Origin of the sequence: Rhizobium sp. NLR22b (assembly GCF_019685295.1) — a bacterium.
Lineage (GTDB): Bacteria > Pseudomonadota > Alphaproteobacteria > Rhizobiales > Rhizobiaceae > Rhizobium.
The window spans coordinates 141,936-161,937 of sequence record NZ_JABDWM010000007.1 but is presented as its reverse complement, the minus strand read 5'-3'; the positions used below and the strand labels follow the sequence as shown (position 1 = coordinate 161,937).

Annotated in this window: 27 protein-coding genes; 1 reads left to right on the top strand and 26 read right to left on the bottom strand. The window is 59.2% G+C overall.

The window, feature by feature from the left end; all coding sequences use genetic code 11:
- Positions 1–3: 3 nt before the first annotated feature.
- The 13 genes from HJC00_RS13665 to HJC00_RS13605 form a co-directional block, all read right to left on the bottom strand.
- Positions 4–267, bottom strand: coding sequence for a hypothetical protein (locus tag HJC00_RS13665; protein WP_221164185.1), 264 nt, complete (start codon positions 265–267; stop codon positions 4–6).
- A gap of 28 nt (positions 268–295) precedes the next feature.
- Positions 296–604: a hypothetical protein gene (locus tag HJC00_RS13660; protein WP_221153240.1), complete on the bottom strand. Its 309-nt coding sequence runs from the start codon at positions 602–604 to the stop codon at positions 296–298.
- Positions 601–816, bottom strand: a complete 216-nt coding sequence (locus HJC00_RS32525) for an anaerobic dehydrogenase (protein ID WP_311044179.1) — start codon at positions 814–816, stop codon at positions 601–603. The genes HJC00_RS13660 and HJC00_RS32525 overlap by 4 nt, the downstream gene beginning before the upstream one ends.
- Positions 817–823: 7 nt before the next feature.
- The gene (locus HJC00_RS13650) at positions 824–1,195 is read right to left on the bottom strand and encodes a hypothetical protein (RefSeq protein ID WP_221164183.1); all 372 of its coding nucleotides are present in this window, start codon (positions 1,193–1,195) and stop codon (positions 824–826) included.
- A complete protein-coding gene (locus HJC00_RS13645) occupies positions 1,192–1,788 on the bottom strand; it encodes a lysozyme (RefSeq protein ID WP_221164182.1) in 597 nt (198 codons plus the stop codon). Before HJC00_RS13645 ends, HJC00_RS13650 begins: the two co-directional genes overlap by 4 nt.
- Positions 1,775–2,026, bottom strand: a complete 252-nt coding sequence (locus HJC00_RS13640) for a hypothetical protein (protein WP_221164181.1) — start codon at positions 2,024–2,026, stop codon at positions 1,775–1,777. Before HJC00_RS13640 ends, HJC00_RS13645 begins: the two co-directional genes overlap by 14 nt.
- A 26-nt stretch (positions 2,027–2,052) precedes the next feature.
- Positions 2,053–2,556, bottom strand: a complete 504-nt coding sequence (locus HJC00_RS13635) for a hypothetical protein (RefSeq protein WP_221158304.1) — start codon at positions 2,554–2,556, stop codon at positions 2,053–2,055.
- Positions 2,553–2,909, bottom strand: a complete 357-nt coding sequence (locus tag HJC00_RS13630) for a hypothetical protein (RefSeq protein WP_221164180.1) — start codon at positions 2,907–2,909, stop codon at positions 2,553–2,555. Before HJC00_RS13630 ends, HJC00_RS13635 begins: the two co-directional genes overlap by 4 nt.
- Positions 2,909–3,994 carry a hypothetical protein gene (locus HJC00_RS13625; RefSeq protein ID WP_311044178.1) on the bottom strand — a complete coding sequence of 362 codons (1,086 nt, stop codon included), beginning with the start codon at positions 3,992–3,994 and terminating at the stop codon, positions 2,909–2,911. The genes HJC00_RS13630 and HJC00_RS13625 overlap by 1 nt, the downstream gene beginning before the upstream one ends.
- Positions 3,995–4,047: 53 nt before the next feature.
- Positions 4,048–7,311, bottom strand: a complete 3,264-nt coding sequence (locus HJC00_RS13620; RefSeq protein ID WP_311044177.1) for a host specificity factor TipJ family phage tail protein — start codon at positions 7,309–7,311, stop codon at positions 4,048–4,050.
- 390 nt (positions 7,312–7,701) lie between these two features.
- A complete protein-coding gene (locus tag HJC00_RS13615) occupies positions 7,702–8,091 on the bottom strand; it encodes a C40 family peptidase (RefSeq protein ID WP_221123878.1) in 390 nt (129 codons plus the stop codon).
- Positions 8,091–8,594 (bottom strand): DUF1833 family protein, encoded by a 504-nt coding sequence (locus HJC00_RS13610; protein WP_221123877.1) that lies wholly within the window; start codon positions 8,592–8,594, stop codon positions 8,091–8,093. Before HJC00_RS13610 ends, HJC00_RS13615 begins: the two co-directional genes overlap by 1 nt.
- Positions 8,595–8,959: 365 nt before the next feature.
- The gene (locus HJC00_RS13605; protein ID WP_221164178.1) at positions 8,960–12,172 is read right to left on the bottom strand and encodes a phage tail length tape measure family protein; all 3,213 of its coding nucleotides are present in this window, start codon (positions 12,170–12,172) and stop codon (positions 8,960–8,962) included.
- A 58-nt stretch (positions 12,173–12,230) separates the two neighbouring features.
- Here HJC00_RS13605 and HJC00_RS13600 point away from each other — a divergent pair, with 58 nt between their 5' ends.
- Positions 12,231–12,470, top strand: coding sequence for a hypothetical protein (locus HJC00_RS13600; RefSeq protein WP_207241985.1), 240 nt, complete (start codon positions 12,231–12,233; stop codon positions 12,468–12,470).
- Here HJC00_RS13600 and HJC00_RS13595 read toward each other — a convergent pair.
- The 13 genes from HJC00_RS13595 to HJC00_RS13535 all read right to left on the bottom strand — a co-directional run bounded on the left by HJC00_RS13595 (position 12,467) and on the right by HJC00_RS13535 (position 19,999).
- The gene (locus HJC00_RS13595) at positions 12,467–12,673 is read right to left on the bottom strand and encodes a phage tail assembly chaperone (RefSeq protein ID WP_221102526.1); all 207 of its coding nucleotides are present in this window, start codon (positions 12,671–12,673) and stop codon (positions 12,467–12,469) included. The genes HJC00_RS13600 and HJC00_RS13595 overlap by 4 nt on opposite strands.
- Before the next feature lie 20 nt (positions 12,674–12,693).
- Positions 12,694–13,044, bottom strand: coding sequence for a hypothetical protein (locus HJC00_RS13590; RefSeq protein WP_221164177.1), 351 nt, complete (start codon positions 13,042–13,044; stop codon positions 12,694–12,696).
- Positions 13,045–13,067: 23 nt separating this feature from the next.
- On the bottom strand, positions 13,068–13,505 hold the full coding sequence (locus HJC00_RS13585) for a phage tail tube protein (protein WP_097541837.1): 438 nt from the start codon (positions 13,503–13,505) through the stop codon (positions 13,068–13,070).
- Positions 13,506–13,564: 59 nt separating this feature from the next.
- Complete coding sequence (locus HJC00_RS13580; protein ID WP_221102498.1) at positions 13,565–13,975, bottom strand: DUF3168 domain-containing protein; 411 nt, start codon at positions 13,973–13,975, stop codon at positions 13,565–13,567.
- A gap of 19 nt (positions 13,976–13,994) precedes the next feature.
- Positions 13,995–14,447 (bottom strand): HK97 gp10 family phage protein, encoded by a 453-nt coding sequence (locus HJC00_RS13575; protein WP_259672254.1) that lies wholly within the window; start codon positions 14,445–14,447, stop codon positions 13,995–13,997.
- 38 nt (positions 14,448–14,485) lie between these two features.
- The gene (locus tag HJC00_RS13570; RefSeq protein WP_221164175.1) at positions 14,486–14,842 is read right to left on the bottom strand and encodes a head-tail adaptor protein; all 357 of its coding nucleotides are present in this window, start codon (positions 14,840–14,842) and stop codon (positions 14,486–14,488) included.
- Positions 14,843–15,014: 172 nt separating this feature from the next.
- Positions 15,015–15,419, bottom strand: coding sequence for a hypothetical protein (locus HJC00_RS13565; protein ID WP_097541833.1), 405 nt, complete (start codon positions 15,417–15,419; stop codon positions 15,015–15,017).
- 21 nt (positions 15,420–15,440) lie between these two features.
- Complete coding sequence (locus tag HJC00_RS13560; protein WP_221158297.1) at positions 15,441–16,004, bottom strand: head-tail connector protein; 564 nt, start codon at positions 16,002–16,004, stop codon at positions 15,441–15,443.
- 1 nt (position 16,005) lies between these two features.
- Positions 16,006–16,218, bottom strand: a complete 213-nt coding sequence (locus HJC00_RS13555; protein WP_221158296.1) for a hypothetical protein — start codon at positions 16,216–16,218, stop codon at positions 16,006–16,008.
- Positions 16,218–16,628, bottom strand: coding sequence for a hypothetical protein (locus HJC00_RS13550; RefSeq protein WP_221164174.1), 411 nt, complete (start codon positions 16,626–16,628; stop codon positions 16,218–16,220). Before HJC00_RS13550 ends, HJC00_RS13555 begins: the two co-directional genes overlap by 1 nt.
- A gap of 56 nt (positions 16,629–16,684) precedes the next feature.
- Positions 16,685–17,974, bottom strand: a complete 1,290-nt coding sequence (locus HJC00_RS13545; RefSeq protein WP_221164173.1) for a phage major capsid protein — start codon at positions 17,972–17,974, stop codon at positions 16,685–16,687.
- Between the two features lie 46 nt (positions 17,975–18,020).
- Entirely contained in the window at positions 18,021–18,761 is a 741-nt protein-coding gene (locus HJC00_RS13540) for an HK97 family phage prohead protease (RefSeq protein WP_221164172.1), read from the bottom strand.
- Positions 18,758–19,999, bottom strand: a complete 1,242-nt coding sequence (locus tag HJC00_RS13535) for a phage portal protein (RefSeq protein ID WP_221164171.1) — start codon at positions 19,997–19,999, stop codon at positions 18,758–18,760. The genes HJC00_RS13540 and HJC00_RS13535 overlap by 4 nt, the downstream gene beginning before the upstream one ends.
- Positions 20,000–20,002: the final 3 nt, after the last annotated feature.

The following is a 20,002-nucleotide window of genomic DNA, read 5'->3' as shown; positions in this document are numbered from 1 at the left end:
CTATCAAGCACTGAAGGCACCGCACGTTTCGCCAGCGACGCGGCTGAAGCGGTAAGTGCCTGGCGCGGTGATCGCGATCGCGGGGCGGAAAGGCGTCAGTTCGCCAATATCGGTGTAGCCGCCCGCATCGTCCTTGAGGGTGATACGCACCCGCGCTTGTGAGGTCGTAGTGCCCTTGATGCCGACGAGCACGGTAGAGCCAGATGCTACTACGAGATCAGCGGAGTTGGCCGCGGTGGAGCCCACCGCGAGGAGTTCAGTAGCCATGATGATGTCCAGGAGATTGAGAGAGGAATTAGCCGCGCGTGGTGCGCCGCTGAGGTGGATTCTCGTAGAGGCGATCGAGGCGCTCGTGCACACCGTCTATCCGGTTGCCGACGCCTTCGATGGCGCGCAGTAATTGTGCGGTCTGCTCGGCCTGACTGGTCTTTGTGGCGAATATTTCGGCGCTGTGCAGCCGATGCGCCGCAAGGTCCGCGCCGACCTTGTCGGCCTTATCCTCGGCGATCTTCACCTTGGCCTCGACGCGAGCCCAGACGCGCCAACCTGCGCCGGCCAGCATGACAAAGAAGCCAACAACGGCCATGATTTCTGGTCCGGTCATGGCTTGCGCTCCAACCCTGCGTCGCGATCGGCATAGAAGTCGCGCAGCGCCAGGTGTTTGCGAATACAATACAGGAGCCGCTCGCGATCGGTGATCCAGAGCTTTTCCAGCTGGGCCTGCGTCAGCGCCTTGTCGCCAAGGTCGACCGGGCCGATGCACTTCGCCGTCAGCGCACTGTCCGGCCGCACCAGTTTCGGCGGCGCGGGCGGCACGACCAGTCTATCGGACCTTGTTAGTGCGGCGCACGCCGGGAGCACCGAGAGCAGTGCGGCCAGCATCAGGATCTTCGCCAGCTTCACGCTCGAGCTCCTTAATCTTCAATTCCAGGGATTCGTTTTCGGCTTGCATCTTGGCGATGCGTTCCGCCTCGCGCGCCTTGGCTGCGTTGTTCGCCGCGGCTTGCCGCTCGGTCTCTGCGTTGCGGGCCGTGACGGCCGCGGCATGTTCCGCAGCAATGATGCCCTTGTAATGCGCCTCGGCGCGGGCGTAGCCGCGGTGGTCGACGTAGGCATAGGCGGCCAATAGCAGCGCGAGCGCGGCCAGCGCGCCGCCTACGCGGCGACCGATGGGGCTCAAGAAGAACGCGATCATTGCGACAGCCCCGAAACGCAGATTTCAGCCTCGCCGGCGCGCTGGGCATCACCCATCTCCCGGCGCTTCACCAGGCCCTGCACGACGCGGCCGCCGGCCTTGTTCCACGCGGTCTGTGCCTCGCATGCCTCGCGATAGCGACCCTGCACCGCAAGGCGTGCCGCGGTCGAGTTGACCATGCCGGACACGCCGAAGTTATAAGCGCCAGAGATCATCGCAGCCTGCACGCCGATCGGGAACCGCGTGAAGCCCTTGATCTGCTTCGTCAGCGGCTGGTAGTAGTCGCGCTTGACGCGGGCCTCGAGGATGGCTTCGCACTCGGCGGCCGTGAAGCTCATGCCGGGCTTGACCGGCTTGCCGTCGATCTGCGTTTCGCCGTGACAGATGTCCCATATCTTCGCGAAAGGATCCCAGTGCGACTTGAGCACCAGGCCCTCCCATGGCTTGATCAGCGTTTCGGTGGCGAGGATGACGGCGGCCGGGCGCTCCGGCTCGGCGAAGTACGACTGGCCGCCAGCCAGAACGGCCGCGAAGATGGCAGCAGCGATGGCCGCCTTGCCGCGCTTCGTCGCGGCAATCTTATTGATTGGCAACTGGTGCCTCCTTGTTTTGGATAAGCAGGCGCGCAAACCATGCGCCAAAGAGCAGCGCGAGCGTCAGCCACCACGGCAGGTAATCGGAGACGACCGGCACGACGTTGAGGATGATGTCGGCAAGCGCCGCCAGCTCGATGAGACGAAGCGACCACGCGCGCTTGAGCGTGCCGGCCGCATCGGGAATGAGCACGCGCGCAACAGCGTCACGCGCGCCTGTGAAAAGCGTGCGAAGCAATGGTGGGCTCCGATTTTGGGAGTGGGTTAGGCCCTCTTCAGGCCGATCTGGAAACTGTAGTGGTGGTTCCGACCGTCATAGGCCCGGTTAACCCAGCCGAACCACAGCTTGACGTAGAGGCCGCCAACGAGCGGCTGGTCACGCTTGAAGCAGAAGAAGTGCACGCCGGCGGCTGTCTTCATCAGATAAAGCTGCTGGTTTGGATCCAGGCTGAGCCGCGCTTGCACAATGGTAGACCCGGCAGCGGGCATCCCGAGCAAGGTCGATTGCCAGCCGTGGGCCGGGTTTCGACAGATCCAACATGTGCGCTGCCACCAAAGGCGCCAGCCGTTGAGACCGGGTCTGTATCCACTCACCCGCTGCGTCACGCCGCCATCGAGATCAGCATCGAGCGTCGAGAACCACTGCAGCACGCCAGGCAGGCGTGGGCCGGTCAGAAGCGACAACCCAGCAAGTGCCGGCGCCAACAGATAGGACAGCAGTACGAACGCGAGATTGATCGGGAAATAGGCCAGGTAGCGAAGGATCATAGTTGGGCCGCCGCAACGAAGAAACCGTCGATCTGCTGCGGAGTGAATCCCATGGCAGAAAAGCCCGTTTCCATCATTGGTGAATTACGAACGAAAGTGCCGGAATACTCGTAGGCGATTTGGACGTCCCGCGATTGCTGCGCAACCCAAGCGTCCACAGAATCGAGCAGTCCGGCCGCCAGGAGTTGAAGCTTGAACTGGCGTGCCGACACCGATACCGCCGGCAGGGGCTTGTAGTGATGGGCAATCACCTCAGGATCATCGTTCGCCAGAAATTCCTCAGCGAAGCCTTCCTGAGGTTGCTCAAACAGTCCAGCGATCTCGCCATCGGCACTTCGTGTAACATAAGGCATTATGCGACCCTCTTGCATGGGAAATAGAACCCGTCATTCCAGACCCAAATGGTGCCGGAAGCGCCAGCGACATATCTGACCTGCTTGCTCGTGTTCGTGAAGACGTCTCCTCCCCCGACTGCAAAGCCGCTGGCAACCTGAATAGTGCCAACGCTACCGCCTGAGTCGTTGCCGCCGGCGACGAGGACGCCCTTGGCGGGGTCGTGGACAAGAGCCGAGTTGGTGGTCGCTGCGGAGGAAAACATAAGTCGGAGCTTGGCTTTGACCCTAGCGCCATTTGGCACCGTGATGGCCAAGAGCGCTGATGTAGTCGAGATAGCAATGTTCGTTGCTTCTCTGATGGGCGTCGTAAACGTATACTCGCCGCTGGGCTCCATCGTGAACTCTCGAATATTCGAGCTGGCGTCAGTCAGCGCAACGCCGATCGGCGCAAGGACGTCATAGCCGGTCAGCAGCGACAAGCTTACGCCGCCCACAGTGGCAGAAGTCGAAAGCACCACCTCACCCGTCCCGTCCGACTGCTTGCGCAGCGCGTAGACGAAATAAGTGGCATTGGCAGCTTTGGTGCCAGTGTCCAGGCCGCCACCATTGCCGGCCACCCAAGTGCCGTTGATATTTTTTGTCAGAGTGCCAGCCGAAATCGCCACCTTGCTCAGCGCCTTGACTTTGAAGGCGGCGATATCGAGATGCGTCAGCGGCGTCGAGCCGTTTGGCAAGACAATGCCGCCTTCGACAAAGTCCGGACCGAGCAGCGGCGCGAGAAAGGTGCTCAAGGCGGTGAGGGTCAGGCTCTTCGTGCCGCCCGCCGCGCTATCCCAAATGCCCAGTTTGTCGGCGCCGACGGGAGTTGTCTTTGCCGTCGCTGCATTGATCGATGCGCCGAGACCACTGAAGGTAACGACATTCGTTGCGGTATCGACAGCCAGCAGCAGAATGTCGTCAGCTCCATCGTAGAAATATAGCTGCAACTGCCCTGCTATGGCCGTGGAAACCCATGACGTCCCGGCGACCGCATAAGACGGCCGGGTAGCGCCGGAGTTGCCGCTGAGAAGGGCCTGAAGGCTATCATCCATGCGCGTCGCCATGAGTGTCGGCGAGGCTGGGCCGGTCGTCGGCACACTAAAATCTGTTGGCTGGCTCATTGAACGTATCCATATCCTTTCGCCACGTAGTCAAAGGTTCGCACAACCGGCGCCCCAGATGAATTGCGGAAGATGATCGTGAAACCAGCTGCGGTCTTGCTGGTGATTTGGTAGTAGTCGCCGGTCTGCATGTCTTGCGCGACGATCGCGATGCCGCTCAGCACGTAATAGGCGGGCGAGAAGTTTATCGTGCGCCCAGAGGCTGGCACCAACAAATCGTTTTCGGCGATGACGCGGTCAGGCATATCGACCGTCACACCCAACGAGTGGACAATCGGCGTGACGTCAAACTGGAATGACTGCAGCTTCGCCCTGAAGCGATAAGCTCGCGCAGACACATCGGACGTCACCAATTCAGCCCAGTCCGACCATGCCGGCGCCCCAGTCGGATCGTCATTGGTCAATGAGACCTCAACGCGAACGTTCCACAACGAATCCGATGCTAGGCCGAAGAATTCGGGCACATCAAACCAATCCGGCCGATCGAAGAGATTGAGACTGGAAACAACACCAGACGCGCCGACCGCAGCCGTTAGGCGAGATGTGTAAACCTCGCCGAGATCGATGATGTCGGCGAAATCGTAAATGCCATCCGCCTCATATCCTGTCGTAGACAGGAAGTAGTCGGTGACTGAAAACCAGTCGACGAGATCGAAGACGTTCGACGCGGTATCGAGCATCAACCCGCCGCCAGCGGCGATAACACCGGACTTGTTGCCCAGGAAATCAGGATCTTCCTGCAGCACCTCTGCCGCGTTGAAAGCGGTCAGCGGATTGACAGTGCTGACAACAATGGCCGCATTCAGTGACATCAGGCCGGCATAGTTGACGGCCTTGATCAGATAGGTGCCCACCATAGCGGGAACCTGCGTCTGCGATCCGATGACATTCGTGCGCAATTGCGCTGCCGTTTGCCAGGTGACACCGGTGACGGCCGGAGAGAACCGTATTTCACTATGCGAGAGCGCCTGATCTGCCTGCAGCGTCCACTGCAGCATTGCGATGTCGCCGTTGATGGCGACGCGGAAGTCTTCAATGTCCGCCGGGTTGTTGGCGAAGATCGCGCAAATGAACGACGAAGTGAGAAAGTCCGACAACTCGCCATTGGCAAAAACCGCCCTTATGCGGACGTCATAGACACCCGTCGCGAGATCGACGAGGCGGATTGCCGGCGCGCTAACGCTCGATGTCGTGATCCACTGCGTATCGCCGTTGGCTCGATATTGCACGATGTAAGATGCAGCAGCTCCCGCGTCCGGCGCCTGCCACGCCATATCGATCGCTGACGTAGCCGGCGCAGTCGTCCAGACCGTCTCGACATAAGAGAATCCGCTCGGCGCCGAGGCCCGATAATCCGGAACCGGGGCAATGCCCGTTTCGAACTCAGGGATGTCCCCTTTATCTGCGTCCATGATGGCCGGCGCGTCATCGACGAGTTCCAGACGCGCAGAAAGATCTTGCCTCGCCGTGATGCTCTTGACGCGCAGAACGACGCTTTCAAATCCATTCTCGCCAAACATCGCGAGATCGCCTGGCGCCGGCAAATCACCGGCATCTGAAAACTGGAACGAGTTGAACTCGCCGTCGACGCCTGTAATCGTTCTGATGATAGACGAGCCATCAGCGCCGCGAAAGCGCATCGAATAGGTTTTGCCGGCCTGCATCGTCAGCAGATCGTCAATCACAACGCCATCGGGCGAGGATGTGACTGACCGCACCCGCGCCGCACCCGCGCCCCAGAGCACGACATCATGGTTTACGCGGACACGGTCGCCCCTGGTGCAGACCAGATGTTCAAAGTCTGTGTCGAGCGAATACGTCTCCCGCTGCAACCGAAGCTGGGCCAGGTGATAGCGCCCGTGTTTCCAGATCAGATCCTTGTCCGTAACGCCGGAAAAATCGATCCCTTCAAACTTGGTGGCGTTGTCCTCGTCATATCCGTCGTCATAGACGACCCGCTCATCGTTCAGGTAGCTGTTGTCGCGGTTGATGAACTTGACGCGGAAGCCGTGCGGCAGATCCGTGAAGCCACGCACTGAAGAGAAGTTGGCGGAGTTCCGTGGCGTGAAATGCTGCACGATCGGCGAGTCGGCTATATCCCAGACAACTCCCCACCGCCCGTCGCGGAAAGTGACCGCAGCTCGGCCGGCGGCCGCGATTTCCGTCAGTCGTTCGTAGACAGATTTCTGATCGGTCGCCACAAGATCGAAGGTGAAGCCATTCGTCTCGCAGTATGCATGCCAGTCCTGCAGGCTGACGATGTCGATCGCGCTCCCGTCGACGGGTCGCGCGTTCGCATTGCCCTGCAACACCTGCCGGAAGTGATCGGCTGGGTTGCGAGTTACCTGCCCGGATGACCAGGTAACACCATTCCATGACCGGATTTTCGGGCTGGCGATGCAGTTCAGTGTGTTGACAGTGCCGTTGAGCTGACCGGTCGCCTTGATCCGCATCGCGATCAACGTCAGAGGCTTCGAGAAGCTGACCACCGGCTCGTTGCGCCGGCCCCGCACGGCAGTCCAATAGACGGTCTCGGAAACGGTGTCCTTGCCGCTGTAATCGGAAGACGATTTGCTCAGCCGGACATCATACCTGCCGCGGGTGACCGTCTTCTTCAGCGTCCGGCGCAATGCCTGGGGCGAGTTCGACGTCAGGTCAAAGGTGCCGAAGGAGAGCCATGTGCTACTGGTCGAAAGCTTGTATTGAACTTCGATGGTAACGGTATAGTTGACGCGATTGCCGTTGGATGACTTGTACCGATAGATGCCGCTCGGCGCGCTAACATCCACAGAGATCTCATCAATGTTGTCTGCTGTCGTGCGCTGCACCCAACCCGCCTCGGCATCCAGAACGACAGAGACGTCCTCCTGATAAACCGGCTTCGTGTAAAGCGTTGGCGGCGTAACCGTATGGTCCTCGAGGATCTGGTACTGGACATCCTCGAATTTCGAGATCGCGGTCTCGCCGATCTTCAGGTCTGACACGGCGATCGGACCATAGCCGACCACAAACAGCATACGCAGATACTGATCGTCTCCGACCAGTTCCGTATACGCGCCGGCAGCGTATGGCGGCGAGATCCGGTGCGTGCCGAAGATCTCCGGGATCGCGCCATATTGCGCCGCCTGGTTCTGCGCCCCGCCGATCGAATAAAGCGTGGTCGTGTTCGGCAGAGAGTCCGGCTTCGCGACCGGGAACAAGGCATTGATGATCAGGCTGCCGGCGAGCGAAATGCCCGCACCGATCAGGCCGGTGGCCACACTGGCTGCGGTTGTGCCGGCAGCAAGGCCAAGAACGCTCGTCGCGAGCCATGGTGCAACAACTGCGGCGAAGATGGCAACGACGAGCCCGGCAATCGCGCGGAGGGCGCCCTTCCCAGGAACCTTCACTATCGTAACCGAAGCGCCCGGCTTGACGCGGACGCGGCGCCAGTTCTTTTGCTCGATGGAGTTCCCATTGATCGCAACATAGAGCCTGCTCGGCTCAATATCACAGCGCTCGATGATCTCTTCAATCGAGAGGCCGGCCGGAAGGCTGATGTGCTCTCGTCCCGAGCGCAGCGGAGATCGACGCAGATAAACGTCTACGCTTTCGCCCGGCGCAATGATTTCAACAGGCGCCGTTGTCGGTACAAGCTGCATGGATCTGCCTTATTGGTTGAGGCGGTAGAATCCGGAGATCCGGTTTCGCCAGCGCATATCGCCGATGCGGTCTATGACTGATGGATGCGGCCCCTCGCTGTGGAGCATGAGGCCATGCCCAAGGAACACGCCGACGTGGCTGTCGTGGCGCCCTGCCCGCATCAGCACGCAATCGCCAATCTGCGGGACATCAACGGGATGCCAGTGTTTCTCACGCTCCTCGGCGACCAGTGGGCTGATGGCGCTGCGGTGAAACTCGCGAGCGTCCATTTCCGCCGAGTAGGACGGAACTGATGTCCCGAGCACGTCCCGATAATAAAGAAAAAGGACACCCCAGCAGTCCGCGCCGGTGTAGTCGCGCCCATGGGGCACGTAAGGAATTCCGATGAAGCGTTCCATCAGAACAGCCCCGGGAACGATCCTGGCGTAAATTGGCCGGCAGGATGCGGCTCGTTGACCAGCGCATCCGCCACCAACGTGACCGATATCGCGTGGTCATCCATCGTCGCGTCAGACATCTGCAGCACCGGCATCGTGATCTCGACCACGTCAGGATCTGACGCGAGGATGATCTCCAACTTGACTGCTGGCGGCGTGGTGAAGGTGCGAAGAATAGAGACCAGAGTGCGGTCGATGTTGTCCATCGTCAGTTGGACGCGCGGCGGAGCATCGCTGCGATCATCCGGCAGCGTGAAGTCGAAAGGCAAAAAGATGAACTGCTCGCCCCGGCTTTCCGTGCCATAGACCAGCGGGTCGTCTGACAGACGCGTCGTCGGGTCGCTGGAGATATAGATCGGTTCGTCGAGATCGTCGTGAGTCACGGTCAAGAGGCAGATCGGAACCTCGTCTGTCTCCTGTGAGAAAATCCCAGCAAGAAACCCAGGCGAAAGAATACGGCTCATCTGATATCCAGGCTATTAAGGCAAAACCTCAAGGGAGAATGAAACGACCCAGGAATTGCCGTCGAGTGTTGCCTTGTGGGGTTCTTTCAATCGGACCAGGAGATCCGACCCGCCGAGGCGGTCGGGGAACGTAAAGGCCTTCGCGCCGTCCGAAATGGAATCCCGCACGAATGTAAGGAAGTCTCCATACTCGGCATAAGACATGACCATCTGTCCGCTTTGGCCCCAGACATTCGCCGAGGTGCGCCGCCTAGTCTTCGCTGGACCGATAGATGTTTCGGAGCGCAGAACATTGTCTGCGCCCCCTTCGTCGTATGATGTTGCTGTGAAAAACTTCGGCAGAGTCACCGGCCAAGCTGGAGCAGTCATCGCCTTGCCAATCCTCCCCGCAGACCGAACTGCGATTGCATCGCGCCGCGCGACCTCGATCCAGGTGTCGAGACCTTGTCAGCCACCATTTCATCTACCAAGACGTCGATTTGCGTGCCGCTCGATGTCTGCCGCGATTTTTGCGTGACCTGCGCGTTCGCGTTGTTCGTGATGTTCACCACGACGCCAGAAGCGCCCGCCGACGCCCTGCCGGCAACACGAGAACCGCCGGCGGCACCGACCAATCCACCGCTCGCAAATCTTGCGATGGAGCCGGAATTGATCGCGTCCAGCAACCTTCTATGCCGGCGCGCCGATGCGGCATTCACGACAAACTCGCCGTTGGAAAGCATCGCGGGGATGCTGTCGCTGGTCGGGCCGCCAGGGCCGGACACATGGCCGCCATCAGCATAGGTGCGGGTGTTGAACGCCGAGGAGGCTGCTCCACCCGAACTCACGCCGCCGAACAGGCTAGCGAGCCACCCAAACAAGCCGCCGCCACCACCGGAAGAACCGCCGGCGGTTGCGCCAGATTGAAGGGTATTGCCTAGCTGGCCAAGACCGTTGCCGAACTGGCCGAGGTTCTGGGTCGCAGAGCCAACAGCTGGGTTGAAGTTCCGAAGTCCGCCGGTTGCGGAGTCGGTCGTGCCGGAAAGCCGCGTCAATGCACTATTGAATTTCTCGACATATTGCGTGCCGGTCGTGCCAAGCATATCGGCCGCATTGCCGCCGCCGCCCACCGATCCAGGGCCGCCGAACCAAGCCTGCGCAGCGCCCGAGGCACCGTAACGCCCGGCATAGCCGCCGAAGATCTTTTGAAAGACAGCATCCTGCGCCGACGAGGATGCAAGGTACTGGGACGGCGACAGCGAATAGCCAAGCGCCTGCCGCGTCCACGGGCCGACATTGGCCCCCATTACCTGGTAGGCGCCATATGCTCTGTCGCCAGAAGCAGTCACAGGCCCCATGGCCGAATAGTTGCCGCCGCTTTCGATGGACTTGATTGCGGCCGCGTAGGCCGCGATGTTGCCAAGCGGCGCCCGCGTGACCGGGATAACTGGCGCCCGGCCGAGATTGTCGTTGGCCCCGATCAGCTGGCCGAGTGTCGTGTTCGCCATGAAATTGGCATTGGCGGCGCCAGAGCGGGCTCCAACGCCACCGAGGATCCCGCCACCAGATCCAGCGCCGAGAATGCCATTGATCAACTGATCGATCAGCCTGTCGGCAATCTTCGAGATCTGGTTTAGCGCGGCGTTTTGGATGGCGTCAGCAAATGCCTTGCCGATGTCGCCCCCGTTATTCAGCAGAGCATTTTTGAAGTCGCCGAAGAACGACCTGAGATCGGATCGCGCGTCCTCGATATTCAGAAACTTGCGGATTTGGCCGGCTTCTGGACTGTTCAGATCCTCTGGCAAACCGTACTGGCGAAGAGTCGTGGTGATCTGCTGGTCTTGCTTGGACAGCGAGTTGTATCGCGCATCCATGAGCAAATCCTGCTGCAGCTTTGCCTTCGACAGCGTCTCAGAATACTGCTTGTAGAGCGCGACCTTCTTTTCGATTTCCTTGCGCTGCTGCTCACTTAGCGACCTGCCCTTATCCTCTGACCGCTGGAACAGATCCAGCGCAAAGCGGGCAGCATCAGCATCGACGCCGTATTTGCCGAGGAGGTCTATCTCCTGCTGCAGTTGGCCGATACGGTCATCCGCAATCTTCACCAAGTCGCGATATGCATTCGCCGCTTTGGTGGCGGCAGCCTCGGCCTGTTTGTTTGGCTCCTCGCCAAGTTGGATAGGCTTAGCCGTCGGCGTTGGGACTGGAACAGGCAGGCCGCGGCCAGTGTCGATCGTCGGGTTCCGGTTTTCCTCCTGCTGCTTCTTATAACGCTCGATCTCGTTTGGATCGGTCAGCAGCTTTCCATTGTCTGAGTATATCGGGCCAATGGTGCCAAGCGTCGGAAGCCGGCTCTTATCAACGTTCTCGTTGAACAGCGGCGCGCTTTTTAGCTTGTCCGCCTCGCTTCGTGCGCCAGCAATCGAAGTCGCGAGAACATCAAATGTCTTCGCGAAATCACCAACAGCCTTAATGCCCGTTTCTTGCATGAGAGCAAGAAGGGCGGCCTGCACTGCCTTGGCCTGCTCAGTTGTGGCTGTGCCGTTGGCGATTCCATCGCTGAGTTCTTTATATGCCTTTTGGAGCGCGCCGACCTTCGCAGTGTCGGCCGCTTGATCATTGAAGGTCTGGAGGAACTCGGCGTATTTCGCCTGTGTCAGGCCGATATTCTTGCGGAGTTCAGTCCATTGCTTGTCTGCCTCCGCAAGGGAAGCATCTTTTTGTTCTTTGACGTCGAGAAGTCTCTGACGCTCGTCCGCGTATTTCTTGAGCTCTGGAAGGACACTGCCCCATTTGTCGGCGACGCGCTGGATCAGCTCGTCTTCCTTTTTGAGGGCCTCTTCTGATTTTTTGCCGCCTTCGCCAACCGAGCTGAAATACTGATAAGCTGCGCCACCCGCAGCAATAAGGCCGATCGTCACCAGTGAGACAGGGCTTACCAGGCTTGCGAACGCGGCTCCAAGTCCAGCTATGATCTGTCTACCAGAGCCCATCGTCTGAAAGACTGATGCAAGCTGAGTGCCCTGCTGAAGTGCAATCGTCAGCGGCTTGCTGCCGCCCTGAAGCTGAACCGCAATGTCCTGGAACTGAGCGGCGATGTTTGCTGTCTGGAATGCGCCGGCGCCACCAGCAGCTCGCTGCGCAGGAGTCGCCTCAAGGGCGGCATTGCGACCTTTTATGGCTGCTGTAGATGCAAGCGCAGCCTGGCGCTCCTTGCTGATCGCGAGCGCCATTTCATTCGCGGAGATTGCACCGACGGCGTGCGCCTGCTTGATTTCGGCTACGGCCGCCTTGTATTGCGTGATCGTCGCAAACAGCGGATTGTACTTGGCGCGGAGCCGTTCCAATTCCTTGCCCTGGTCGGCGAGCGCACCGGTCCACTCCTTCGACGCCTTCGTTCCAATGCCGACCATGGCATTGATGCGGTTCTGCATTGTGGAAGAAATGGAGTTGTCGATCGACTTGCCGACAGCCGTGAACTGCTTCTGCACCGATCCCGACAAGCCCGCCAGATCGCGCTCGATGCGCTGGATGCTGCGGCGGAGCGTGGCCTGATCAGTGCTGATTGAAATAATCAGGTCATCGGTATTGTCAGCCATGCGTTGCGCATCCTAAAATGAAAAAGCCCGCGGTGGTTGTGGGCCTTTGGGGGAAATGATGGATGGGTGGCTGAAAGGACTGATTGCCTGCGCCTGCGTCGTCGTGATTGCCGGGGGCGCATACATGGCATACGACATCAATCAGCGGCGATTACAGCGCCTCGCCGCGGCCGAGGAAGAAACGATCCGTGGAGGATGCCGTCAAGCTCTGCTTGACAAAGGCATGCGAGAAATGCGTCTGGTTTGTCGCGACGAAGGCTATATCACCGATGACGAATTTTATCGCGCAGGTCTTTAGCCATACTTCGCCACGAGCGCTTCCAACTCGCGATCGCTTGGCGCATCGGTATTCTGCTCGTCAACGCCCTGCGCTTCATTGTGACCTTCGATCCCATCGAAGAATTCGGTGAGCGTGGCATCCCAAAAATCCGCAGGCCGCCATTTGAGGCCGCCGATGCCGATCCTCATCCATTGGCGCCAAGGAAACGGCCTGTCATCCAGGCCGTCATCCTTTTTTCCGTCTACGCCGCCTCGTCGACGGCTTCCACGTTTCCCTCGTCACCATCGAAGTGATGGGCCAAGATCGCAGAAAAGGCCACGGCGCAGGCCGGAAAGTGCTTAAGTTTCAGCTTAGTGATCGCCTCAATAGCGTTGCCCTTGACGGACAGAAGTTCGATGGCGGCGACAGTGGCGGCCGCCTCGACGCCAGACAACCGCAGGAACAGATCATTCAGCGACTTGCACTGCAGGCGGCTCGACAAGGCAGAAAGGCCGCCCATTGTTGCCGCAACTACGAGCTCGACGCCGTCAATGACGAGACGCGCTTCGCCGCGCGCCTCGTTGACAGGATGCTTGTATTCTTGATCAGCCACAGAATTCTCCTCTTTCTGATCGCTTAGACTTCAGGCGTGAAGGTGAGAGTGTCACCGGCGGTGAAGGTCGCGCTGAATTCCATGTTCGGCTCGACGTCACCAGACGCGGTGAAATCGGTCACAAACCACGAGCCCGAGAAGGTTCCGAGACCGGGCACGATCACCTTCGCGTTGAATGCGGTCGCGTTGATGACATGCGTCATGAATGCCGACATATTGGCGCCGGCGACGTAAGCCCCAGATCCAGTGAACGTGCGATTCGCAATTCCCGGGCGGCTCGTCTTCTGAACGACGTTGCCAGGGTTGGCGCAATCCGGAATGGTCGTGTCGACTTCGCCTGCCGAGAGGTTAAAGCTGCGGGTTTTGAGGCCGCAAAGGTTGGTGAATACTTCCGTCGGGGAGCCGCCGTCACCGATTTGAATGAGCAGGGTACGTCCAAGTACCTGACCGACTGATGCCATAATAGTCTCCTGATGTGGTGATTAGCGCGGTGGGCGCGATGGTTATTATGCCGCCCGCGCTACGCAGTCGGCTTTTCGACGTAGGCAACGAATTCGATGACTGCGTGCGAAGTGAGGCCGTCGGCGTCGCGGAAAACACGCGTCTGACGGTGATTGATCGAAATCAGATGATTGGTGGCCAGCGTAAGTGGTGCGAGGTGCAGGCTTTCGGTAACTGCATCAGCGATCCGCTTAACCTCTGGGAAGCCTACGGCACGCGACCACGCGTGCATCGTCAGATAGACTTGGCCGCCACTCACACACGTGGCGTCGTCACGAAGGAATTGCGCCTCGCCGATGGTGAAATAGGGGAAAGTCGCGCCTTCCGGCGGCTGGTCATAAACACGAGAGCCTATAAGCGCCGAAAGGGTGGCGTCAGCCTTCAATCGCGCCACTATAGAGCCCTGCAGTTCCAGATCTGGGCTTGCCATGAGATATCCTGCCTTCTGGCTATTTGCCCATGGCCTCGCGCACAGCTTTGTTGACGGCCGCGCGAATTCGTTTGCGGATTGCCGGCTTCATCGCGCGATATGTCGGAAAGATGTGAGGCTGCGCCGCGGTGCCTGGGTGCATACCGGCGCCAGATGCTGCGGCAAGCTTCTTACCGAGCACTGTGCCGCCGCCCTTTGCTGTGCTGTGCGGAGCCGTTCCAAACTCTAGGAAACGCCAAATGTATTCCGCGAAGATGCCGGCAGCCGACGGATCTTTGGTGGCGGTTGTGCCGACGGTTTCTTGCTGAGGCCGGCTCGACAGACGATCGCCTTCTATGCTTTCCGCATATTCCAGCGTATCGCCGCGAGGAGCCCTAGCCTGAATAGCATCAGCAACCTCTTTTGCTGCCTCGAGCTTTGCGGTGGCAGTATATTTCTCAACGTTCGGCGCCAGTTGGTTCAGGCGCCGCATGAGTGCCTCGCGCCCCTTTAGCTCCGCTGTGATAGCCACTACGTCGCCACTCCCTGCACCGCCATCATGTCTAGATAGGCGTTCTTCTCGTCGAAATTGGCCACAGATGTGATGTTGAAGATCCGCGATGTATTACGCGCGTCGACCGCACGCCACAATGTCGTGACGCTCCTCGCCTCGATGCAGCTACGAATCTGTATGACGAAAGGCTGCACGCCAGACAGACGAGAGGCTATGACTGGCTCGCTTCCCTTCAAAGGCCTCAGTTCGGCCGCAGTCGTGAAGACTATGATCCAATCACCGGCCTGCTCGTTGCCAAACCCGTCGTCGACGAGTTGGCGCCTTTGGAAGTGCAGCCTCTCTCGAAGCCTACCAGCGCCTTTGGTCTCTGTCATCGTCCACCCGCTTTTGGTGACTTCCGACCAGCTGGCCGGTCAACGACTTCGGCCCGCTCGCCAGCCTCTTCGGCGCAAGCCCTCGTCACAAATTCGATGGTGCCCGCTTTGTACGCGATGGTCACGGCGGGCGTCGCGCGCCAGTCGAAATCAGCGACAAAGCGAACCCACATTAGAGTGTAACCCCTGGATCGATCGGCGAGATTGCAAGGACGGCCGTCGTCTTTGCGATACCGACGAGAACCGGATCCATGCCGGTCGTCAGGTCTGCGCGAGGGCAGATGCCGCCAGGAGTGCCGCTAAGCCAATAGTCCTGGCCGGCAACAAGCGTCGCGCCGATGGTGATGTCGCCAGACTTCTGGATAGCAACCGGCTGACCGGCCGATGCAGCGTTGAGCGCGATGCCGTGAACCTGGCGGGTGCCAGTGCCGTTGTTGTCTGAAAGCATCCAGCGATTGGTTGTGGCGTTCAGATATATCGTCTTGCCGGCTGCGATGGCCTCGCCGGCGATGCCGGAATCGATGCCTGCATTGGTGCCCGGAAGCACGTTTGCTGGCGTAACCGTAATGTCTGCCATGGGAAAGTCTCCTGCGGCCCTTTAAGCGGGCCAGTTCCTGTAGGGCATTAGGAGCGCATCAACCGCCATGGGGATGTCGCTCAGCTTCGCCTCTGTCGCGGCCTCTCGGTTTTCGTACCAATGGCCGATCAAAAGGAGTGCCGCGTGTTTGATTGATGCCGGCAGAGTCGCATATCCGGCCGTGAATTCTATTCGAACCGATTCCGGTTCGCCGTCAGTTTCTGGCCACTCAGCGTTTTTGGCTGGGAGAATGTATCCATTGCCGCCCTCGCCTATCGTTCGGAAAACAGTAATTTCCTGCTCTGAACCTCCATCCGGAGGCGTATAGAAGACCCCACTCACCGACACGAGTGGAGGCTTAGGAATGTCCAGCTTTCCAGACGGGAACTCGCACAGCGTATACTCCCATTCTGATGATGTGGCAGACCTGCCAAGCCAACTGTTTTCACCAAAGAGCCAGTCGCCCGCCGCGGCGATTAGGCCGTCGATGTAAGCGTCATCATCGCTGTGCAGCACACGAAGGTGCGCCTTTGCGTCAGCCGTGCTGATAATCGGCGCGACCGCCGTAATAAGGCGCAAACCCATTTCACTTCACCCTGCGATTTCGAGGTTCTGGCTTTGTCGCAACAGGCTCGTCGGCTTTTCCGGCTTGGTAAGCGACGGCGACTACCTCAACCCATCCTTCGGCAACGAGGCCGTCGGCCATCAAGCCAAAATCACGCTCGTCGCCCACATTCAGGTCAACGAGCGTGAAGCCATTCTCAGAAAATGGGAACGACTTCACGACCCGATGAATCATTAAGCCACCGGCCTATTGCGAGCGTTGCCCTTGATGGCGGTGGCGCCGATGGTGCCGCCGGTCGTGACGCCGGTAGAAACGATGTTCAGGCGAATATAACGCTTGCCGCCTTTGTAGCCGATCTTCTTGGCGACGTTGTCGTCAGTGGCGGCGAAAGTGGCGTTGGCCGCCGTGCCGAGCAGGTCAGCTGCTGCGGTGGCCGAGCCGTCGGAGAGGTTTGCCTGGTCGCCCTCGGTGATTGTCGGCGCATACGAGCCGTCGGTGAGTGTGCCAGACTGAATAACGAACTCGACGGACTCAAAGCCCTGGGTGTCGATGATTGCGCCGTTCGTGGTGGTGTTGCTGGAAATCGCGCCAATGTTGAGCGCGACAGCTACGCCGAGATTATTGTGAAGATCTCTGGAAGCCATCAGGCTATCTCCTTCTTAGTTGGAAATGGGCGGCACTAAGGCCGCCCGCTGTTGGCTTAGACAGAGCAGGTCAGCTTGCGGATAGCTTCAGCCAGGACGACCTGACCACCCAGGCGGCGGCGGAAGATGAAGCGAACGTTGCCGCTCGTCGCCTGGGTGTAAGGATCGCGCAGCATTTCCATCTGGATCCGATCGACCAGCGTATAACCGCGGGCGAAGTCGCCGTAAGCAACCGGCGTCGTGCCGGCGCCTTCGTTCGGCATATCCGGAACTTCGACGTAGGGATCGCCGTCGATCGTGTTCGGGCGTCCAAGAGCGATACCAGGCATCCAGATGTAGTTTTTCTGCCCGTCCTTCAGGCGGCGCACAGAGCCCAGCGTGGTGCGGTTCAGAGCCCACGATGCATTGCGCGTGTAGGCGGTCTTGAGGCCGTACTTCAGCTTGAGCAGGCCGTCCGCCTGGCCGTCAGCATCGGCGATCGTGGTAGCCGAACCTGAGTTGCTGCCAGAAACGCCAGAAGCAACGAGGAGGCCCTCGGGCTTGCCGACGCCATTGCCGGAAACGAAAGCGGCACCTTCTGCGACGGCGAACTGTTCCGTCGCCTCGAAATTGATTTCCGCTTCCATGTTGAATGCGGAATCCTCCAAGTTCTGGTTGGAGATATCGATCAGAGCGTACATCTCATGGGTCGGAATTTCCCACATGCCGTAACGCAGGCCGTCGGTCTCAGACCTCGTGCCCTGCTCAGCAACCCACTGTGCGGCGAATTGGCCGGTGCGCTTCGGTATCTGAATCGCCTTGGACGCAGTTTGGCGAACGCGAGCGAGTGAGCGAACTGGCGAGACGTCGGTCACGCTTTTGATGATCTCGCGGATGTATTCAACCGGCGCAAGGTAGCCACCGGTCGTGTCATTCGAGATGCCGAGGGCCTTGTATTCTGCATCAACATCGGCAAGAGCCTTCTGCTGGTCAGTGTTGATGCTGTGCCGGCCAATGACAGATGCATCGAAGACAGCTCGAGCCCATGTATTCGCCTTGGACTTGATTTCGCCTCGGCGGAAATTGTCATTTGCACCGACCAGCGACAGGCGGTTGAGCTTTTCCTCGAGCTCGTCGACGTGCTTCTTTTCGTCGTCGAGGGCCTTCTTGGTCTCGAGCAGTTCGGCAGTCGCCTTCTTGTTGGCGTCTTCGAACTTGTCCATGGCCGCATTGATGCGGTCAACCTTCTCGGTCAGAACGACGTCGGCGACGCCCTTCTTCTCGATTTCCTTGATGCGATTGTCGTTGGCCGCTTTGAATTCCTCAAAGGCAGACATGACCTGCTCAATAGCAGACTTTTCAGCCATATTTGATCTCCTGATGATGTGGTGCTTGGTTAAGAGCGTGCCGCCGTCAGGCGATCAGCGCCTTGATGCGCTCCGCCAGCTCGGTAAGCTGGGCGTCGCTCTTGATTGCCGCTTCCTCTTCATCACGAAGATCCGTATCCGGCTCTGCTTCATCGCGAAGCAGCATGCTTTTGAAGACCGCAACAGCTTTCACGCTGTCAGCCCGCGACAGGCCTGCATCTCGCAGGCTGTCTTCGATTTCTCGCGGATTAAACTCGGATTTCACGCTCAGAACGCGCGCCTTGCCGTTCATTGGGAACGTCACAAGGCTACATTCCAGCAAATCAACCGCTTTCAGCGTCCGGCGCGGCTCGGTTGGCGTGCTGCGGAGCGTCCATTCCTTGGCTCGGTAGCCGATGGACAGGCCCGAGATAGCCGGCCTCGGCTTCATCTTCAGAAGCTCGTAGACCTCGCGGCCACGCTCGGTATTCGCCAATTTTCCCTCGACATAGAGGCCGATGTCGTCCTCTTTCATCTCGGTCCAGACCCCGATCGGGGTCATTTGGCTGCCGTAAACGCCGTGCTGAGACAGCATTGCTGGCCAAATTCCGGTTGATTTTGCCGATTTGATCGTTTCGGCGAAGGCGCCCTTCAAGATAAGGTCATCGCCAGCATCGACGTTGTTGAACACGGCGCCATAGCCGGAAAACGTCATTTCGCCGTCTGAAGCGGCAATGTCAGCGACTTTTAGCTCGCCAAGACCAAAACTGCGGTGCTCAATGGCACCGGCACCTTTGTTTGTCGTCATGTTTTGGGATCCTGCTTGCCGTCTTTCGGCTTTGGCGGCATTGCGCCAGCAACATTCGTGGGTTTTGGCAATTCGTCGCCGCCTGCGATCGGATTCATGTCCTCAAGCGCGCGAATTTCATTCGGCGTCATCCAGGCGGGCGACCCGCCCGAACCCAGCGCCTTTGAATAGAACTCGCTTCGGTCCTTAGCTGCTCCCTTGAGAAGGCCATTCGCGTTGAATTTCGCGCAAAAACCTTCATCTTCCTCGCCGTCTAGCAGGTTTGCGTCGATCGACTCCTCGATCCTGCGCCACCACGGACCCAAAGTGTGGACCACGTGCGCAAGAAACACCTGCTCTGCGCTGGCAAACGTCATTGCCTGGCCTGCGTGGCCAATCATCTGCGGAAACACGCCAAACGACTGACAAACTTGCTCAGTTTGGAATTTGCGCGTCTCAAGATGCTGGGCGTCGACGCCAGTCATCGTCTGCTGCGTCCATTTGAACCCAGAATCGATGACAAACGGCTTGTGCTTGTTGGCGCCGCCTATTTGTGCGGCGATCCACGCCTGAATTTTTTTGTAATCCTCCGGCGCGATCTTCTGCTCGGTGGAATACGTGCCAGCCGCCTGCAGCCCGTTGGAATGCATCTCGGCTTGCGTGTTTTCGGTGGCGATCGTCAGGCCGATTGCCTCACGAGCCTGCCGAACGGCGTCCAATCCGCGCCAAGTGTCCCATGATGGCCCCTTGACGTGCCAGATCAGGGACTGCGGAAAGTCCATCGTGCGACCATCGAGGCCACTGACGTGGTAGGTCAACGAATAATCGTTGTTGCGGGTGACGGTAACCGACCCTGGGTCAATCGGTATAAGTTCCTTGACCTTCCCGCGAACCATATTCTTGTAGAAGAACGCGTTGCCCGTAAGGGCAACGTGGAAAATCATAGTCTCAAGGAGCTCAAAGGCCGTCATCCACTTGTTTGGACGGCGATTTAGAACCTTGTAAAGTGGGTGATCCAGCGCCGGAGTTCCGCCCTTGCCGTCTGGCAGCTCCTTCATGACCTGCAACGGCACCTGCGCGACGCCATTGGCGATGACCCTGACGCAGGCGAATACGGTCGAAACGTCGAGAGCGCGCTCCCAACTGACCTCTACGCCGGATTTCGACTGACGAGAGCCGAACCAATTGAGCCAAACTGGATCAAACGACACACCCTTCTCCTCGACCTTGCGGCCGAGCAGCCTATCAATGATACCCATCCG

Excerpts from the sequence above, each read along its gene's own strand:
- HJC00_RS13585 (WP_097541837.1), bottom strand. The coding sequence starts at position 13,505 with ATGGCATCAGTCGGTCAGGTACTTGGACGTACCCTGCTCATTCAAATC.
- HJC00_RS13600 (WP_207241985.1), top strand. The coding sequence starts at position 12,231 with ATGGATGGGTGGCTGAAAGGACTGATTGCCTGCGCCTGCGTCGTCGTG.
- HJC00_RS13665 (WP_221164185.1), bottom strand. The coding sequence starts at position 267 with ATGGCTACTGAACTCCTCGCGGTGGGCTCCACCGCGGCCAACTCCGCT.
- HJC00_RS13580 (WP_221102498.1), bottom strand. The coding sequence starts at position 13,975 with ATGGCAAGCCCAGATCTGGAACTGCAGGGCTCTATAGTGGCGCGATTG.
- HJC00_RS13575 (WP_259672254.1), bottom strand. The coding sequence starts at position 14,447 with ATGCGGCGCCTGAACCAACTGGCGCCGAACGTTGAGAAATATACTGCC.
- HJC00_RS13630 (WP_221164180.1), bottom strand. The coding sequence starts at position 2,909 with ATGCCTTATGTTACACGAAGTGCCGATGGCGAGATCGCTGGACTGTTT.
- HJC00_RS13605 (WP_221164178.1), bottom strand. The coding sequence starts at position 12,172 with ATGGCTGACAATACCGATGACCTGATTATTTCAATCAGCACTGATCAG.
- HJC00_RS13625 (WP_311044178.1), bottom strand. The coding sequence starts at position 3,994 with ATGGCGACGCGCATGGATGATAGCCTTCAGGCCCTTCTCAGCGGCAAC.
- HJC00_RS13550 (WP_221164174.1), bottom strand. The coding sequence starts at position 16,628 with ATGGCTTCCAGAGATCTTCACAATAATCTCGGCGTAGCTGTCGCGCTC.
- HJC00_RS13570 (WP_221164175.1), bottom strand. The coding sequence starts at position 14,842 with ATGACAGAGACCAAAGGCGCTGGTAGGCTTCGAGAGAGGCTGCACTTC.
- HJC00_RS13555 (WP_221158296.1), bottom strand. The coding sequence starts at position 16,218 with ATGATTCATCGGGTCGTGAAGTCGTTCCCATTTTCTGAGAATGGCTTC.
- HJC00_RS13615 (WP_221123878.1), bottom strand. The coding sequence starts at position 8,091 with ATGGAACGCTTCATCGGAATTCCTTACGTGCCCCATGGGCGCGACTAC.
- HJC00_RS13545 (WP_221164173.1), bottom strand. The coding sequence starts at position 17,974 with ATGGCTGAAAAGTCTGCTATTGAGCAGGTCATGTCTGCCTTTGAGGAA.
- HJC00_RS13650 (WP_221164183.1), bottom strand. The coding sequence starts at position 1,195 with ATGATCGCGTTCTTCTTGAGCCCCATCGGTCGCCGCGTAGGCGGCGCG.
- HJC00_RS13540 (WP_221164172.1), bottom strand. The coding sequence starts at position 18,761 with ATGACGACAAACAAAGGTGCCGGTGCCATTGAGCACCGCAGTTTTGGT.
- HJC00_RS13610 (WP_221123877.1), bottom strand. The coding sequence starts at position 8,594 with ATGAGCCGTATTCTTTCGCCTGGGTTTCTTGCTGGGATTTTCTCACAG.
- HJC00_RS13560 (WP_221158297.1), bottom strand. The coding sequence starts at position 16,004 with ATGGGTTTGCGCCTTATTACGGCGGTCGCGCCGATTATCAGCACGGCT.
- HJC00_RS13565 (WP_097541833.1), bottom strand. The coding sequence starts at position 15,419 with ATGGCAGACATTACGGTTACGCCAGCAAACGTGCTTCCGGGCACCAAT.
- HJC00_RS13635 (WP_221158304.1), bottom strand. The coding sequence starts at position 2,556 with ATGATCCTTCGCTACCTGGCCTATTTCCCGATCAATCTCGCGTTCGTA.
- HJC00_RS13660 (WP_221153240.1), bottom strand. The coding sequence starts at position 604 with ATGACCGGACCAGAAATCATGGCCGTTGTTGGCTTCTTTGTCATGCTG.
- HJC00_RS13535 (WP_221164171.1), bottom strand. The coding sequence starts at position 19,999 with ATGGGTATCATTGATAGGCTGCTCGGCCGCAAGGTCGAGGAGAAGGGT.